Source organism: Paenibacillus sp. P5_B5, assembly GCF_056400365.1.
This window is the reverse complement of the sequence record NZ_JBFULK010000006.1, coordinates 245,835-261,683: the sequence shown is the minus strand read 5'-3', so window position 1 is coordinate 261,683 and position 15,849 is coordinate 245,835. Positions and strand designations below refer to the sequence as shown.

At 39.9% G+C, this 15,849-nt stretch carries 18 protein-coding genes and 1 rRNA gene; 1 reads left to right on the top strand and 18 read right to left on the bottom strand.

Annotated features, from left to right (window positions below; translation table 11 throughout):
- Window positions 1-71, bottom strand: a 16S ribosomal RNA gene (locus tag AC1DOK_RS11175); the annotation flags it as partial.
- 535 nt (window positions 72-606) lie between these two features.
- Window positions 607-1,185 carry a hypothetical protein gene (locus AC1DOK_RS11170; protein ID WP_477554341.1) on the bottom strand — a complete coding sequence of 193 codons (579 nt, stop codon included), beginning with the start codon at window positions 1,183-1,185 and terminating at the stop codon, window positions 607-609.
- A 286-nt stretch (window positions 1,186-1,471) separates the two neighbouring features.
- Here AC1DOK_RS11170 and AC1DOK_RS11165 point away from each other — a divergent pair, with 286 nt between their 5' ends.
- Complete coding sequence (locus AC1DOK_RS11165) at window positions 1,472-1,813, top strand: DUF2614 family zinc ribbon-containing protein (protein ID WP_477554360.1); 342 nt, start codon at window positions 1,472-1,474, stop codon at window positions 1,811-1,813.
- A gap of 87 nt (window positions 1,814-1,900) precedes the next feature.
- On the opposite strand, the gene AC1DOK_RS11160 is transcribed toward AC1DOK_RS11165, so the two are convergent.
- The 16 genes from AC1DOK_RS11160 to uptA form a co-directional block, all read right to left on the bottom strand.
- On the bottom strand, window positions 1,901-3,613 hold the full coding sequence (locus AC1DOK_RS11160; protein WP_477554340.1) for a glycosyl hydrolase family 18 protein: 1,713 nt from the start codon (window positions 3,611-3,613) through the stop codon (window positions 1,901-1,903).
- Between the two features lie 84 nt (window positions 3,614-3,697).
- A complete protein-coding gene (locus tag AC1DOK_RS11155) occupies window positions 3,698-4,132 on the bottom strand; it encodes a Fur family transcriptional regulator (RefSeq protein ID WP_477554339.1) in 435 nt (144 codons plus the stop codon).
- 97 nt (window positions 4,133-4,229) lie between these two features.
- Window positions 4,230-5,369: a DUF4097 family beta strand repeat-containing protein gene (locus AC1DOK_RS11150; RefSeq protein ID WP_477554338.1), complete on the bottom strand. Its 1,140-nt coding sequence runs from the start codon at window positions 5,367-5,369 to the stop codon at window positions 4,230-4,232.
- Between the two features lie 18 nt (window positions 5,370-5,387).
- Window positions 5,388-5,939, bottom strand: coding sequence for a hypothetical protein (locus AC1DOK_RS11145; protein ID WP_477554337.1), 552 nt, complete (start codon window positions 5,937-5,939; stop codon window positions 5,388-5,390).
- A gap of 35 nt (window positions 5,940-5,974) precedes the next feature.
- Window positions 5,975-6,307 carry a hypothetical protein gene (locus AC1DOK_RS11140; RefSeq protein ID WP_477554336.1) on the bottom strand — a complete coding sequence of 111 codons (333 nt, stop codon included), beginning with the start codon at window positions 6,305-6,307 and terminating at the stop codon, window positions 5,975-5,977.
- Entirely contained in the window at window positions 6,261-6,851 is a 591-nt protein-coding gene (locus AC1DOK_RS11135; protein ID WP_477554359.1) for an RNA polymerase sigma factor, read from the bottom strand. The genes AC1DOK_RS11140 and AC1DOK_RS11135 overlap by 47 nt, the downstream gene beginning before the upstream one ends.
- 89 nt (window positions 6,852-6,940) lie before the next feature.
- On the bottom strand, window positions 6,941-7,621 hold the full coding sequence (locus tag AC1DOK_RS11130) for an MgtC/SapB family protein (RefSeq protein ID WP_477554335.1): 681 nt from the start codon (window positions 7,619-7,621) through the stop codon (window positions 6,941-6,943).
- Window positions 7,622-7,752: 131 nt separating this feature from the next.
- Window positions 7,753-9,198: an Asp-tRNA(Asn)/Glu-tRNA(Gln) amidotransferase subunit GatB gene (gatB, locus tag AC1DOK_RS11125; RefSeq protein ID WP_477554334.1), complete on the bottom strand. Its 1,446-nt coding sequence runs from the start codon at window positions 9,196-9,198 to the stop codon at window positions 7,753-7,755.
- Window positions 9,199-9,272: 74 nt separating this feature from the next.
- Entirely contained in the window at window positions 9,273-10,733 is a 1,461-nt protein-coding gene (gene gatA / locus AC1DOK_RS11120; protein ID WP_477554333.1) for an Asp-tRNA(Asn)/Glu-tRNA(Gln) amidotransferase subunit GatA, read from the bottom strand.
- 54 nt (window positions 10,734-10,787) lie between these two features.
- Window positions 10,788-11,075 (bottom strand): Asp-tRNA(Asn)/Glu-tRNA(Gln) amidotransferase subunit GatC, encoded by a 288-nt coding sequence (gene gatC, locus AC1DOK_RS11115; RefSeq protein ID WP_477554332.1) that lies wholly within the window; start codon window positions 11,073-11,075, stop codon window positions 10,788-10,790.
- Between the two features lie 299 nt (window positions 11,076-11,374).
- Window positions 11,375-11,755: an ATPase gene (locus tag AC1DOK_RS11110; protein WP_477554331.1), complete on the bottom strand. Its 381-nt coding sequence runs from the start codon at window positions 11,753-11,755 to the stop codon at window positions 11,375-11,377.
- 126 nt (window positions 11,756-11,881) lie between these two features.
- On the bottom strand, window positions 11,882-13,075 hold the full coding sequence (locus AC1DOK_RS11105) for a M24 family metallopeptidase (RefSeq protein ID WP_477554330.1): 1,194 nt from the start codon (window positions 13,073-13,075) through the stop codon (window positions 11,882-11,884).
- 234 nt (window positions 13,076-13,309) lie between these two features.
- Window positions 13,310-13,588 (bottom strand): hypothetical protein, encoded by a 279-nt coding sequence (locus AC1DOK_RS11100; RefSeq protein ID WP_477554329.1) that lies wholly within the window; start codon window positions 13,586-13,588, stop codon window positions 13,310-13,312.
- A 319-nt stretch (window positions 13,589-13,907) separates the two neighbouring features.
- Window positions 13,908-14,531, bottom strand: coding sequence for an MBL fold metallo-hydrolase (locus tag AC1DOK_RS11095; protein ID WP_477554328.1), 624 nt, complete (start codon window positions 14,529-14,531; stop codon window positions 13,908-13,910).
- A 25-nt stretch (window positions 14,532-14,556) separates the two neighbouring features.
- Window positions 14,557-15,123, bottom strand: a complete 567-nt coding sequence (locus tag AC1DOK_RS11090; protein ID WP_477554327.1) for a thioredoxin family protein — start codon at window positions 15,121-15,123, stop codon at window positions 14,557-14,559.
- Complete coding sequence (gene uptA, locus AC1DOK_RS11085; protein ID WP_477554358.1) at window positions 15,123-15,728, bottom strand: undecaprenyl phosphate transporter UptA; 606 nt, start codon at window positions 15,726-15,728, stop codon at window positions 15,123-15,125. The genes AC1DOK_RS11090 and uptA overlap by 1 nt, the downstream gene beginning before the upstream one ends.
- Window positions 15,729-15,849 lie beyond the last annotated feature (121 nt).

Here is a 15,849-nt window from a genome sequence, read left to right as displayed (position 1 = left end):
ATCCGCTCGACTTGCATGTATTAGGCACGCCGCCAGCGTTCGTCCTGAGCCAGGATCAAACTCTCCATTAAAGTGCTCATCAACCGAAGTTGACTTGCTATAATTAGAGCTGATTGCTCAAAATTTCTTGCTAGCTTGTCTTGATCACTYACGCCGAAGCGCTCGTTCTCTCAACGTTTTGAGGTTAATAACCTCTTGTATTTCTTCACTCGTTGTTCAGTTTTCAAAGGACAATTTGTTTTGTTTTCGTTGCCGTTTCGTTCAGCGGCGACTTTTATAATATACCACATTCATCATGTTAGATGCAAGCTTTTTTTTCTTCCAATTCCTTACTCAGCATTTCGCTGATGTATGATTTGGTGCTTGTAAAAACTTTGTCGAATGTTGCCACTTGAAGGGGCGAGATTTAATTTACCACAGGGAAAGCCACTAAGTCAACTCTTTTAAAGAAACTAATAATTACAACTTTTATAGAGACAAAAAAAGCCGCCAAATGGGCATCTAGACTATACACCATCGGCGATTATTATGATCATATAAACTCTTGATATGTCAACGTTTATTCGCTTCTATTCCATAAATCTTCACTCAGACGAAGCATCCTAGCTATGCTGTAAATGACATTTCTAAATTACTAAAATCCTTGTCATGTGCTACGAATACAACTTTAATCATTGCTTTCTTAGTAAGCCTGTCGAGAAGAAGTACTAGCCCTTCACTAATATCTTTAAAAGCATCCATTCCTAATAGTTCTTCCAAGCTCCAATACTCCGATCTACTACGAAGTACATCCATTAAAGGAATACTACACTGCTCAAGTTTAGAAACAATACCAAACTCACATGCAAGTATAACAAGCTGCACACGTTGCTCGATGGACTCTGAGCTTGCTGTTAATTCTTCATATAATTTATATACCCCACAATTGATTCCTTTGACTTGCTTCATTATGGATACCTCAGGGTATTGACCAGCTTCCAATACACAAATTCTTGCCCAATGGCTTAATGCTTCAAGACAGGAGCGATAAGCATCCATATAATGTTCAGCATCTATTAATCTTTTGCTTTCTGAGCATTTGTATAACAGCTTCGTGAATTCTGTAAATAATCTTTGATTACGAATGTCATTCGACAACTCTACTGAGTTATAACGCAAGCCCACTGAAAACTCATCTCGCTCCATTATTCTTTCTCCTCCTTAGAGTCAATCAACACTAGCTGTTAATCATGTCGAACGCTTGTATGAAAACTTAGAGTTTAATATAATAAATCCAGCAAGAAGAATTACTACATAGAAGAAACAGTTTCACTAACTTATACATTCTTATTCAGTAACTACACAGGATTCAAATAAGCATTGATACTAAGTATTCTTCAATTAGTCAAAATTCCCTGCTAAATGATGTGACAAAACTGGTAAAATGACATCAAAATGGAAAGAGGTGCTTATTATGGCTGACATCAAAAAAATCCTTTTTAAATCCAGTAAAGTGAATGAATTTCGCTTATGGGGTCTGCTCCTGACAATGGGTGGAATGCTCCTAATGATTGTAGGACTAGCTGGAATTGTATTCGATTGGGGACAGATTGGCCGCATTATCGCAATTGTTTTCGCAATTATTGGAATGCTTAGTATGCTATTTAGTATGATTGTTTATTTCTGGGCTGGTATGTTATCCACCTCAGCGACATTGATTGATTGTCCTGAATGCGGAAAACAAACGAAGCTTTTGGGTAAAACGGATCGCTGTATGTTCTGTAAAACTATATTAACCGTAGATCCTAGTTTTAAACCAGCTGATACGAAGTAATATATTCTCTTATTTGCCAGACGGTTTATACTCTCTAACAATAATGAAGGAAGGCGCCATATCAAATGGCGCCTTCCTTCATTATTGTTACGGACGAGTAGTCAAGGTTTCTTGGATTACATCCCAGATTTCTGGCGCCTCAAAGCCTCTACGCCACGTCGCTACACCTGCTAAGTTATACTTTTTGACAAGCTCAACTCTATTTTTCATCGAAACTTTATCTTCCATCCAAATCTTTTTGACCAATGAACCTTCTTTATACTCGACATAATTCTGTCCAATATCCTCTAGATAGGTTGGCGTAAGCTTCTGTTCCTTAATCGTTCTATCTTGTCGTGACATATAAATAGCCTTAGATGACACTTTAGTCTTGCCATTCACTTGCTCTTCCGTCCATTCTCTCGTGAAGGTAGGTACAGCTAGTATGAACTTAGAAGGAGGCACATCATCTTCATCTAAAATTCGCGTAAGAGCCGCCTCTACCCATGGTAAGGAAGCTACTGAGCCAGCTACAGGACTTGATCCCCAGTGCTCGTCATATCCCATTAGAATCATATAGTCTAGTGATTCTGCTAATGCACGACGGTCCAGGAATAAAGACCACCCCTCAGATTGTGATTTAGGGGTTACATCCATGGATACGACCAAATTCTGCTCATGCGCTAATGGCGTTAATTCACGAACAAATTGAATCATATTTTGTTTATCACTCGTATTTACATTCTCATAATCAATGTTTATGCCTTGCAACTTATATAATTTCGCAAAAGATAATAGCTGTTTAATCGTTGTCATTCTACGATCATAGGTCGATAGAGCTTGTGCAGTAAGCTTGGGATCAAATGCATTATCTACAAGTCCCCAGACTTGTAAATTACGACTATGCGCCCATGTTACGTATGCAGGGTCAGCATTATTCTTCAAATTCCCTTCAGCATCTGCTAAATGAAACCACGTAGGCGATATAACATTAAGACCAGGCATTGGTCCGATTTGGGACGTGTCTGGATTCTTCCCTGTCACATACTCCCATGTCATATTAATTTTGCCACCTGTTGGCTTCCATGGAACAAAAGGCTCCACTGGTTTTTTCTTATGTGGTACGGTTTCAATGCGATCAAGACGTACATTTATTTTCTGAACATATCCAGTGAGTCCATTCTCTAATTGCACATGATACCATTCATTTGATTCATTCCAAATGATCATCGTAGTATCAGATGACAAATCACTTAGAATAGGCTCTGTTACCGATGGACCTGTACGCATTGGAATTAATTTATCTTTCTTCTTAGCTTCCACAAGCCCCCATTGAAGAGGATCTCCTGCATGTGCAACAGTGACAATACCCGTCTGCTCGTCTTCCTTAATTTCCAGATCAAACAAATCCATAATGGGATCTACAGGTATATAAACTGTATCCTCTTGCTTCTCAATTGGAAATCTGAGCTTAATTGGTTTCTGATTAATCGTCGATGTTTGTCCATCTGTTCGAAGTCGAACTACCTTATCCTGTGTTGTTACAATAACAGATTGACTTGCTTTATCATAAGTTATTGATGAATCAATATGAGTGCTAATAAAATCAAATGGTAGCTTAAGAGCTTCTCCCTTACCCAAAGCTGATTGCTCGAACATCTCACCTTTATAGAAGAGAGGTTTGTCCTTACCATAATACTCGATTCCAACATGCTCTTTACTCGGCACCTCACGTTGTGTCAACGAATACGCATAATAGCCGGTACCTACAAGCAGGATCAACAATATTAGTAATTTAAATATTTTTTTAATTCCTATCACTTCCTTTGTTCACAAAAAGAAAAACGTATCACGCCTCCGGAAACGATTAAGGCGGACACGTTCATGCTTTTGATTGAATCTGATTTAGTGTGTTCTAGTTACTGTACATTCAGGACAAGTACCATACACTTCGAAGCGATGGCCATGAACATTAAAATTAGTTTGCTGACAAGCTGCAAGCTCAGCATCCTTGAATGGTGATATTTCAAAATCGACGATTTTACCGCAACTCACACATGTAGCATGATAATGATCGCTCATATCTGCATCAAAACGTGAAGAATCATCTCCATATGACAATTCGCGTACAAGTCCAGTTTCCATGAAAACCTTCAGGTTATTATACACGGTAGCTACACTCATATTTGGGAATTTAGACTCTAATGCTTTATAGATGTCATCAGCAGTCGGGTGATTCAAAGAATGCAGAAGATACGATAAAATGGCATGCCGCTGAGGCGTCATGCGAACTCCGTTGTTTTTTAATTTATCTAGGGCATCTGAAAGTTGATTGGACATGTACATACCACCTACTTTTCTGCTTATTTGTAGTATATACATTATTGTAATTGTGAAAATGTTCTCTTGTCAATGAAACAAAGCGCTAATTTGATAATTATTTCTGGAAAACCTCTAATTGTCCTATCGTTTCAGTCTTCACTTGATATTTACCATTACCAACAACACCAGTTACTGTATCGTCATTTAATGTAAACGGAAGGTCAGTTGTAGCTTCTCCAAGTACATTCGCCTCGACTGAATAATCACCAACTACTGGTAATCCAAGTTTAAGTTCACCCAAGGTATTCTCTATATTCCAGTTACCCCCAACTTGATTAGAAACAACATCGATTTCGGCAAGATTGGTACTAATAGCTAAGTTACCATACACTTGATCAACTTTAACCGATCCCCGCTTAACATCAATTTGTAAATCTCCATTAATTTGTGCTGCACTTAACTCACCATTAATCAAGTTAGCTTGCACAGATTGAAGATCAGATAATTTAACTTCTCCATTAGTTACATCGATATCGAAATTCTCTACTTTCTTCAGATCAGCAATATCCAAGGTACCCGTAACTAATTCTAGTTTAAAAGTGTCCAATTGTAACTCTGCAGGAACTGTGACTGTTAGGTCAATTCGCGGAGGAGACTTTACGCCCATCCCATGTGAATATTCAGGACCTTCAGCATTAATTTCTAGTGTTTTGCCACTTGTATATTGAACCTGTGTCTCACCAGCTATTCGCTGAGCTTCCGCTTCTGATTTCAAATCTACCCATACCGTTGCTTGAATAGCTAGCTGATTCACTTCACCTGATCGAACAATCACATCACCGATCACGTTACTTAACTTAATTTGAGTCGTTTTAGAATCTATGGGAATATCTTTGTATAGTTTATCAAAAGCAAATCCTTTCTTATCTATACCTACTATCTCGTTCGATACGATATCTATAATACTATTATTTTTTAGCATATTGATGACTATCGGAGCCTTAACGCTACCCACTATGACAAGCGAGATAATAATGGAGAGCATTAACCCAAGTAAATCAAGTTTCATTCTTCTCTCTTCATTTCGATACCGAGTGCTATAGTACAAATACTCTAATCCAAGAACGATGAATAGTAACGGCCACCAAGTAAACAACCAAGTTAGTTTATCTCCACCAAAGATTTGTTCGAGTAAAATGGCTCCCCCTAATGTCAACAACAAGAGAGCAGATGTATATCGTCCAACTTTAATCACAGACTTATACCTCCTAGACTATCGTTTACGTTGATTGAATAGGATCATAATTACGCCAGCTACAACGAGAATTATTCCTCCTAAGTAGGTACTGATTGCTGATTCAAAGATCAGAGTTAACCATTTCGGATTCACACTCAATAGAAAGAACCATCCACCTACTGCCACTAGCAAAAAACCCATATTATTGTTACTTGAGAGCTGCTTAGCTGCATCTGAAACAGACCCTCCCAAAGATATGACGTAATTCACTTTATCTGTATACTGTAAAGCGTCAAAAATAGTATAAAAATAAGTAATTGGAATACATAAGGAAACAATTGTTACTAAAGCGACATTTGGATTACCCGAACTAACAATTAAAGTAATCAGAGATATATTAAACGCAATCAAAAGCATAAATAATAATCCCCGTTGCATGAGTCCTAAATACATATGACCTGAGCCAGGAATTATGAAAGATAAGAAACAAGCAAACCACTTCTTCTTTGGCTTATATATTTGCTCATAAGGTGGTGGGTAATTACGATATGGGTCCATATTAGGATCCTGATGATAGTGATGATCCATCATTTAACCTCCAATTAATTAGATTGAAATAACGATTACAGTGAAATACCCTCGATAAAATGAACAATCTTGAAGATGATAACATCCAGCGTAATAAGTTTACTCATGAGACCTGATTGAATGAATAAGTAAGTAGAAAGCGCAGCTGTTAAACCATGTAGAAATTCACGTCTTACATAGGAGATAGTCGTTTTGTTATTTGGTGTAAGAACTACTGACCTAGCAGGACTTTCTTCTAGTGTGGCCATCACCTGATCGGTAAAGTTCACTGATGGGTGATCAAGTGGTAGGGTATTAAGCCACTGATCATGTAAATCATTCTTATCCCGTGACTTTGGTTTTATGTAGTTCATTTGATGTTTGATCACTGCGGGCCACCTCCATCCAACGTTCCTTTAACATTTTCTTGGCACGATATAGTCTTGTTTCAATTGTTTTCGTTGGGAGCTCTGTTATTTCTGCGATTTCTTGATAGCTAAACTCTTTTAGATAGTGCAAAATCAGAATGAGCCTGTACTTCTCTGGTAACTCACCGATTAGCTGCCACTTTAGATCTCGTTCCTCTTTGGCTATAATCTGCTGTTCTGGTAGTGAATCTGAACTTGGCAACCATTCTTTCATTTTATCTATGAGATTTAGAAATGACTTTCCCTTAATTGACCTCCGATAGTCTTGAACAATATTGACGGTCAAACGATATAACCAAGTTGTAAATTTGGATTGTCCACGAAACTGCGAGATGGTTCGAAACAGCTTAACAAATACTTCTTGTGATAAATCTTCAGCAGTTTCAGCGTGATTAACCATTTGATAAATCAACGTATAAATGTAATTTTTGTGGCGGTCGATTAGTATGCGATAAGCATCCATCTGACCTTGACGGATCAATTCTAGTATTTGTTCATCCGTCATTTGTTCCACACGAATTCCCCACCCTTCAAACTCATTTATAACTTAGACGCTTGTAATCCTTTTATCACTTCATTTTCCCGTAAAATAATTTATTCAATGCTGATTCTTGTAACGCCATCGACAGCTGCCATCTGTTCCACAATATTTGGAGCACTTCCTCTTGGAAATAAAACGGTATACACCAGCATTATTTTCCCGTCTTCCTGTTCAGTATCTACAATCATTTTACGAATCTCACCTTTATTCGTAGCGATAATACTTGATAACTGAGCTAGAAGCCCCATATGATCAATAACTTGAAGTTTAAGAATCTGTTGTTTTTTGACATTGATGAATTTCTTCTCAACTTTATTGAGCACCCATAGCGAAAGAATAACTAGTATGAATGCAATTGCAGCCGGATAATAGAATCCTGCACCAATTGCGAGACCAATTGAAGCAACTACCCATACAGATGCTGCTGTCGTCAGACCTTTGATCACATTACCAGTTGTCATAATGGTACCGGCTCCAAGGAAGCCGACACCTGTAATAACTTGAGCAGCAAGCCGCGACGGGTCAATTCGAACATTAGCCTGATCAACAAAATCTGCGAACCCATAAATAGAAATTAGCATCACAAGTGTTGAGCCGACACATACAAGTATGTGCGTACGAAGACCTGCAGCACTATTAGACATTTCTCGTTCAAAGCCAATTAATCCCCCAAATGCAACTGCCATTAGCAACCTTATTGTCAAATCAAAAGTATCAATATGCCACGGATTCATGAATAACATCTCCTTATATATACGATAATTTCATCTACTTCAATTAGACAAAAACGACATACCATAAGATATGTCGCTTCAAAGAGTAGTATATATTGATATTCCAAGGTAATACCAGTTCGTTGATTAAATTAAGAATTCAATACTTCAACGATAAGTTTATTAACAAGCCCTGGATTAGCTTTTCCCTTAGTTTCTTTCATAACTTGTCCAACAATAAAGCCAATTGCTTTATCATTGCCAGCCTTGTAATCTGCAACTGACTTCGGATTATTCTCGACAACGCTGGCAACAATCGCTTTAATTGCACCCTCATCGCTGATTTGAACAAGACCTTGTTCTTCTACAATTTCCTTAGGACCTTTGCCCGTTTCAAGCATAGATTTAAATACAGTCTTAGCAATCTTATTCGAGATCGTACCGTTCTCAATGAGACCGATCATCTCACCTAGACCTTTGCCAGTAATTTTGAGATCCAGGAACTCAAGATTAGCAGCGTTCATATATCCGAGTAAATCACCCATTATGAAGTTTGAAACTTGTTTAGCATCTTTCGTATACGAAAGTGATTCCTCGAACAAGTCTGCAAGCTGCATAGAAGCTGTAATTACTTCAGCGTCATAGCTTGGTAATCCATAATCTGTCGTATAACGAGCTTTACGAGCATCAGGAAGTTCAGGTATCGTCGCACGGATACGTTCAATCCAAGCTTCATCAATAGCTAAAGAAACTAGATCAGGATCTGGGAAGTAGCGATAATCATGTGCTTCTTCTTTGGAACGCATGGACACAGTTATACTCTGAGCTTCATCCCAGCGTCTTGTTTCTTGCACAACCTTATCCCCATCATCTAAAACTTCAGCTTGACGCCATTCCTCATATTCAAGGCCGCGCTGAACGCCGCGGAAGGAATTCATATTCTTAAGCTCAGCACGTGTACCGAATTCCTCTTGTCCCCAAGGACGAATCGAGATGTTCGCATCACAACGCATAGAGCCTTCTTCCATCTTAACGTCAGACACATCACAATACAGCATAATCGCCCTTAGCTTCTCAAGATAAGCGCGTGCTTCTTCAGGTGTGCGAATATCTGGCTCTGATACGATTTCAATGAGCGGTGTTCCAACACGGTTAAAGTCAACAAGCGAAGCAGAACCACCATCAACGTGAGTCAGCTTGCCCGCATCTTCTTCAAGATGCAAGCGGGTAATACCAATACGCTTTGTTTTACCTTCAACCTCAATATCAATCCAACCATTCTCACCGATTGGTTTATCATACTGTGAAATTTGGTACGCCTTTGGAGAATCAGGATAAAAGTAGTTCTTACGATCAAACTTCGTATCCCTTGAAATCTCACAATTGAGTGCCATCGCAGCCTTCATTGCATAATCAACAGCTTGGCGATTCAGCACAGGCAATACACCCGGATGACCTAGACAGATCGGGCATGTATTCGTATTAGGCGGTGCGCCAAACGATGTCGCGCATCCGCAGAAAATTTTGGAAGATGTGTGAAGCTCTACGTGAACCTCAAGTCCAATAACCGTTTCGTATTTTTTGTCAGTCACTGACATCAGGTTGATCCTCCTACAAGTTTTGTGAGTGAAAGTTTTGCGAAGCAAAACTACTTCGAAAGCATATGCCTCTTTTATAGTTGTGGACGTTGCTTATGGTGGTCTGTATGCTGTTCAAATGCATGAGCAACTCGAAGTACCATCGCATCATCAAGTGTTTTACCAATCATTTGTAAACCAACAGGTAAGCCGTTCACCATTCCACATGGAACTGAGATCGCTGGATTGCCTGAAAGATTGACAGGGATGGTAAGAATATCGTTCAAATACATCGTAAGCGGATTGTCTACCTGCTCGCCGATCCGGAATGCGGTCGTTGGAGCTGTTGGACCCACTACAATATCGTAATTTGCAAATACATGATCAAAATCTTGTTTAATCAGTGTCCGTACCTTCTGAGCCTTCAAATAATAAGCATCATAATAGCCGGAAGATAACGCATAGGTTCCTAACATAATACGACGCTTCACTTCTGGTCCAAAGCCTTTACTACGGGACTGATGATAAAGATCAAGTAAGTTCTCTGGATTGTCAGCACGTTTGCCATAACGAACACCATCAAAGCGAGCTAGATTAGATGATGCTTCAGAAGAAGCAAGCAAGTAATAGGCAGCTACTGCATATTCGGTATGTGGCAACGATACTTCCTCGCATATAGCTCCAAGGCTTTCAAGTACACGAAGGGCTTCTTGGATACGCTCTTTGACCTCTGGATCAATACCTGTGCCCATGTATTCCTTAGGTACAGCAATTCGTAAACCACGAATATCACCAGTTAGTGCTGCTGTATAATTAGGAATATCTACTTTAGCTGAAGTTGAATCCATAACATCATGGCCAGCAATTGCTTGCATTAAATAGGCAGCATCCTCTACGTTCTTAGTTAATGGGCCAATTTGATCAAGTGAAGATGCAAACGCCACTAATCCAAAACGAGATACGAGACCATAAGTTGGCTTCATACCGACAATTCCGCAGTAAGAGGCTGGTTGACGAATGGAGCCGCCAGTATCCGAACCTAGCGCAAAATAAACCTCACCTGCAGCAACTGCAGCAGCTGAACCACCAGATGAACCACCAGGTACATATTCGAGATTCCACGGGTTATAGGTTGGATGGAATGCAGAATTCTCGTTAGATCCTCCCATGGCAAACTCGTCCATATTCAGCTTACCAATCGTAATGCTGTTAGCGGCTTTTAGTCTCTTGACAACAGTTGCGTCATAAATGGGATCGTAATTCTCCAGAAACTTGCTTGCACAAGTTGTTGTAATTCCTTCTGTGACAATATTGTCTTTAATACCGATAGGAAGACCGAATAGTATTCCTTGGTCAGAGCTTCCACTAGCCAGCAATTCATCTAGCTTAGCTGCAGCTGCACGAGCACCTGCTTCATCAAGCTGTAGAAAAGCTTGTACCTTCGGATCTACTTCAGCAATACGTTTATACGAGTGGTCTACTAGATCTTGAACGCTTAAACTTTTATCATTTAGACGATTATGAATTTCCTGCAATCTCATATCGAAAAGAGTCAAAGTAACGCTCCCCCTTCCAAAATTATGTAATACATTTTATGGTTTTATATATTTCTATTCGAGAACAGCTGGTACCTTAAATTGCCCATCTTCTACTTCTGGTGCATTTCGGAATACTTTCTCAATTGGCAATGAAGGACGTACTTCATCCTCACGCATTACATTTACAAGTGGCATTGAATGAGAGGTTGGAACTACATCATCCGTATTTAACTCGTTCAATTGCTCAGCATATTGTAAAATACCATTAAGTTGCTCCGTTAATTGCTGTTTCTCATCCATACTTAATTCAAGCCTAGCTAGCTTAGCTACATGCTCAACATTTTGAATCGTGATACTCATCAGAGGACACCTCTTTTCAACCTTATTACTTGCTTTAAACACTTGTTCTATACGCCTTAATGCGCTAATACATTATAGCTTACAAAGCTTAGCAACTCAATGAATTGACAAAATCTGAACAAAGTTTTATGAGCCAAGCGATATAAATCATGTATTACAAAAAGAAACGACTTCTCCGTCCTAATAGGCCGGATGCGTTTCTTAAGGTGATACTTAGAATTTATGACCTGAAAGTTATAAATTCTATACCACTAAAAAATGAAGCGCATACTCACGCCTCATTTAATATACAAGCTTTATTAAATCCAAGCCCTCAAATTAATTTGTTTAATAAAATTATCTACAGACTGAACCTCGTGGCTCGTTTCTTCTTCTTCTTCCTCATCTTCATTGCCATTCATTATATGATAAAACAATTGCTCATTACGCGTTGCTAGTGCAAAATCAATCAGCGCTTCTCTCTCAATGCGATCAGCTTCTTCCTGCAGAAGCACAGATTCAGTTTCGATATCCTCTGCTGGTACAAAAAAATGCTTGTTCAATCTGGGTACACGGACCACATAGTCGAACACATTGTCCGCATTCCGATCATAAGCGATTACATAAGCATAGTCGCCGATTGGCAAATCTTGTTCAACACTGTCTCCAATAATGCATACTTTTTCCCCTAGTTGCAGCATGCTATACACCTCTCACGCATGTGACTCACTTTCTTGTATCTATTTCCTTCTTAGCTAAAACTTATAAATTCTTTATAGCAGAAAAAAAGAACCCTGTCCACATTCTACTATGACTAATGCTATGACTTAGGCATGAATAACACCTTCAGGTGAAATAGTTAGCTTCTCGAACCCGTCATCTGTGATGAGATATGTGTTCTCAATCCCAACAACACCTCGATTAGGAAATGTAAACTTAGGCTCTATAGCGATAACCATTCCCGGTTCGAGTGGGTATGTAAAGCCTTTGGCAAGCACCGGAAGTTCATCAATTTCTAAGCCAATTCCGTGGCCAAGAAATTTCACCTGATTATCCCCAAAGCCCATAAAATACTCAGCAAGGCCTGCTTCTTCCACCTGATGAAGTGCGTCAAGGTACAACTCTTCGCAAATTGTACCTGGTTTGAGCTTCATTTCGGTAGCGCGTAATACCGCCTCCGCAAGCTCATAGGCATGCTGCAGGTCATCCGGCAGCTTACCTATGACAGCTGTGCGCGTCTGATCGATGACATAGCCATCGATCATGCACCCAAGATCCAGCAGAATCGGCTCGTCCTGCTGGATCGGCCTCTGGGACGCGCCTTGAGGCGACGACTTACTTAAACCTAGGCCACCTGCAGGGCCATCGAAGTAAGTCGGCTCCGCCGCCGCGTCCCCCGCAGCAACAACGCCGGTGATGAGCTCGGCGTTGTAAGCACGCATGCGCATGAGCCCCGCATGCGCTTGTAGTCTAAGCTGATGCTCAATATGAGCCATCAGCTCGAATTCCGGCATGCCGGCACGGACATGCCGGAGCCCTGACGCCAGCGCAGCGTCTACGACGCTGGCTGCATGCTTAATCGCCGCGATCTCATCCGGCGATTTGATCATCCTAAGCTCCCGAATCATGAGGGAGCCATCGACCCAAGCCGCGCCTGGGAAGGCGGTTTGCAGTCTATGGAACATAGCCACTGGCAATACATCAAATTCTGTTGCAAGTGTAAGCGGTGTAGCATCATCATCTACTCGTGCTAAAATTAATTTATGATATAAGGCTTTGAAACCACTCATTGGTTCTACTTGGAATACAGACTCCATTTCAGCTCTCGTAACACTACGACGAACGAAGAATAGAGGTTCTCCATCAACGGGTATGAATAAATTCCCTGTTTGCATGGATCTTGTCATATAGTACAAATCAACGTTCTGTGTCACTATAAATCCATCTATTCCTTGCTTCTTCATGGCGTTCTGCAAACGATATAAACGATCTCTATATAAGTTGTCATGTGGTTTAGTCAACGTCATCAATTCCCCATTCTTCTTAAGGCTTTACTCAATACAAGCCAAAAAGCGTATAGTATGTAGGTATCCTTTAAGATTACACTACCATACTATACGCTTTGCATCGATTTATTCAATACTATACTATATGTTATGATCCCATTCGTTCAATATTATCCACAATTATAAGACTTACAACACAACAAAACCCCGCTTCTAATGAAGCGAGGTTTGCGCGATAAACATTTATCTTTATCTCCAGCTAAGAAAACAACGACTAATGATAACAAGTAAGACAAACAAAACTAGAATTTCACCTGGGGACGAACAAGGAGCAGGTTTGACTACAACTGGTGGACATTTAGGTGGATGATACGAGCTAACTGGTTGCTGATATACAGGTTGTTGCCACATAGGCTGTTGATATGGCATCATGAATGGCGATACCATAGGCTTCTCCTCTACAACTGGCATTTGTTGAACTTTTAATTGTTGAACTGGCATAGGCATATACGGTTTCATTGGCTCCAAATGCAAACACCTCCTCTAAACTTTTATCTCAGGCTGGACATTGAATCAGACATTATTCTTCTACATGAATTCATAACTGTACATCTAGTTTCCTACAAAGTTTCTAAGCTCCATCTAGAACTTCAGGGCAACTTTCTAGTTACCAACAGTCTATGGGGGTATATCCTATCAGAACACGGTATTTACCTAGTACATCATAAAATAGACAAACATCTATTAATTTAGATGAGTTCTACTTGTATTTAGTAAAGGATGGACAAATCTACAAACATAATAAGAAACGCACCTATCCAAATCTGGACAAGTGCGCATCATACGATTAAACGTGTGGGTTATTCAGTTTCTCATAGCCTATCGTTGTTTTGGGACCGTGTCCTGGATAAACGACGACATGATCAGCTAGATCGAACAGTTTACCTTGAATTGAATCCATTAAGTCGCGATTGTTCCCACCTGACAGATCCGTTCTTCCAACCGAAAGTTTAAATAGTACATCTCCACTAAATAAATGATCGTTCCATAAGAACGATACACTGCCTGGGGAATGACCCGGTGTATGGAATACCTTGAGCTCAATACCTAGAAAGTTCAGTACTTGACCTTCCCCTAAATCATACTCCGCTTCATCTGTCGTAATGGGACCACCTAGATCAGGCCAGTTGAGCGATCCATTCTTACGGGCATTCGTTAACCAGTCCGCTTCGAGTGGATGAAGGTAGACAGGACAACCTTTGGCTTTACGGACAGCATCTACACCACCGATATGGTCAAAGTGTGCATGCGTTAGTAGTATGGCCTCAATCTCAATATTCTCAATCCGTCTAAGAAGCGCAGCTGGCTTCATACCTGGATCAATCACAATCCCCTTGGTACCTTCCTCATTGGTCAATAAATAACAATTAGTCTGTAATGGTCCGAGTGTAAATGTCTGGATGTTGATCATGTTTTATCCTTAACCCCTTTAATTTCTAAAAAGTTGATAGTAATTTGCGTAGCTCTTTGACCACAGCTGCTTGATATTCGGTGCCTTCACCATAGCGATGCATGATTTCCTTGCGTGTTGCACCCAAATTTTCTTCATAAGTTGAACTCTCACGATCGGGATTATCCTGCTTGAACTGCACCATTACCTCCTGAATATAGGCTGGTCGCGGTCCCCACTGTCCAAGTACATGTCCGCCTGTATCAGCAAATATAACAACAGGAATTGACTTGCCTCCAAGCGTCAGATATTCATCCATTAAATCTTCATGTTGTTCCTTAATCATAACCTCTACTTGAATACCACTAATCTCTAATGAGCGGAATACAACTGGAATATTACGAACCACATCACCACACCAGTCAGCTGCAAGAATAATGCAACGTAAGTCATCTCGATTGCTCAATGAATCAAAAAAATCACGATCATCTTCACTTGGCCATTCGAACTTGGCATAATAATCATTAAATTGATCTTGATTTTTCGTCATTCCCCCAATAAATTGCTCTGGAGAAATTCCTAGTCCAAGCTTATGAGCAACGTTCTTACTCATTACTCCCTACCTTCTTTCTTCTTCATTATTATTTTGATAATAAAGTATATCCCTATTAAGCAGATAGCACCTGCTGCAAAATACTTGATGTAAGGTCCTGCGATACGATCAATATCTTCCCATTTATCGCCAAGTGACTTGCCTAGATATACAAATAGGATCGACCATGGTATAACTGCAAGTGTTGTTAGCGTAATAAATTTAGCATGAGACATCTTGGCCAAACCTGCCGGAATCGAAATCGCATGTCTAACAACCGGAATGAATCTTGCTCCAAAAATCATACCGGTCCCATAGCGATTGAACCATGCTTCTGCGATATCAATGTGCTTCTTATGTATAAAAATATATTTACCGAATTTTTCTAAGATTGGTCTGCCTCCATAGCGGCTCACCCAATAAATAAACAGTTGAGCGAAGACACCCCCTATTGTGCCAAAAACGACAGCTCCCCAAAATGATATAGACCCTGATGACACTAAATAGCCTGCGTAGGAAAGAACAATTTCACTCGGAATAATTTCAATCATCAGCCCGAGCATGACACCCCAATACCCTAAGCCTTCTAAAAATTGTAATATCGAACTAATTAAATCGCCTAGCATGACTCTCCTACCTTCTATTCGTATTTTAGGCTCGGAAATTTCTTGAATTTCTTCTATAGGTTGTTTACCTATTCCCAAGTTTATTCTACCATATATACAATTATCTCATCTACTTTATAAA

Coding starts and splice junctions, on each gene's coding strand:
- AC1DOK_RS11170 (WP_477554341.1), bottom strand. CDS start 1,185: ATGGAGCGAGATGAGTTTTCAGTGGGCTTGCGTTATAACTCAGTAGAG.
- AC1DOK_RS11110 (WP_477554331.1), bottom strand. CDS start 11,755: ATGCTGCAACTAGGGGAAAAAGTATGCATTATTGGAGACAGTGTTGAA.
- AC1DOK_RS11130 (WP_477554335.1), bottom strand. CDS start 7,621: ATGAATCCGTGGCATATTGATACTTTTGATTTGACAATAAGGTTGCTA.
- AC1DOK_RS11095 (WP_477554328.1), bottom strand. CDS start 14,531: ATGATCAACATCCAGACATTTACACTCGGACCATTACAGACTAATTGT.
- AC1DOK_RS11135 (WP_477554359.1), bottom strand. CDS start 6,851: ATGACGGATGAACAAATACTAGAATTGATCCGTCAAGGTCAGATGGAT.
- uptA (WP_477554358.1), bottom strand. CDS start 15,728: ATGCTAGGCGATTTAATTAGTTCGATATTACAATTTTTAGAAGGCTTA.
- AC1DOK_RS11155 (WP_477554339.1), bottom strand. CDS start 4,132: ATGTCCAATCAACTTTCAGATGCCCTAGATAAATTAAAAAACAACGGA.
- AC1DOK_RS11090 (WP_477554327.1), bottom strand. CDS start 15,123: ATGAGTAAGAACGTTGCTCATAAGCTTGGACTAGGAATTTCTCCAGAG.
- AC1DOK_RS11145 (WP_477554337.1), bottom strand. CDS start 5,939: ATGGATCATCACTATCATCAGGATCCTAATATGGACCCATATCGTAAT.
- gatC (WP_477554332.1), bottom strand. CDS start 11,075: ATGAGTATCACGATTCAAAATGTTGAGCATGTAGCTAAGCTAGCTAGG.
- gatB (WP_477554334.1), bottom strand. CDS start 9,198: ATGTCAGTGACTGACAAAAAATACGAAACGGTTATTGGACTTGAGGTT.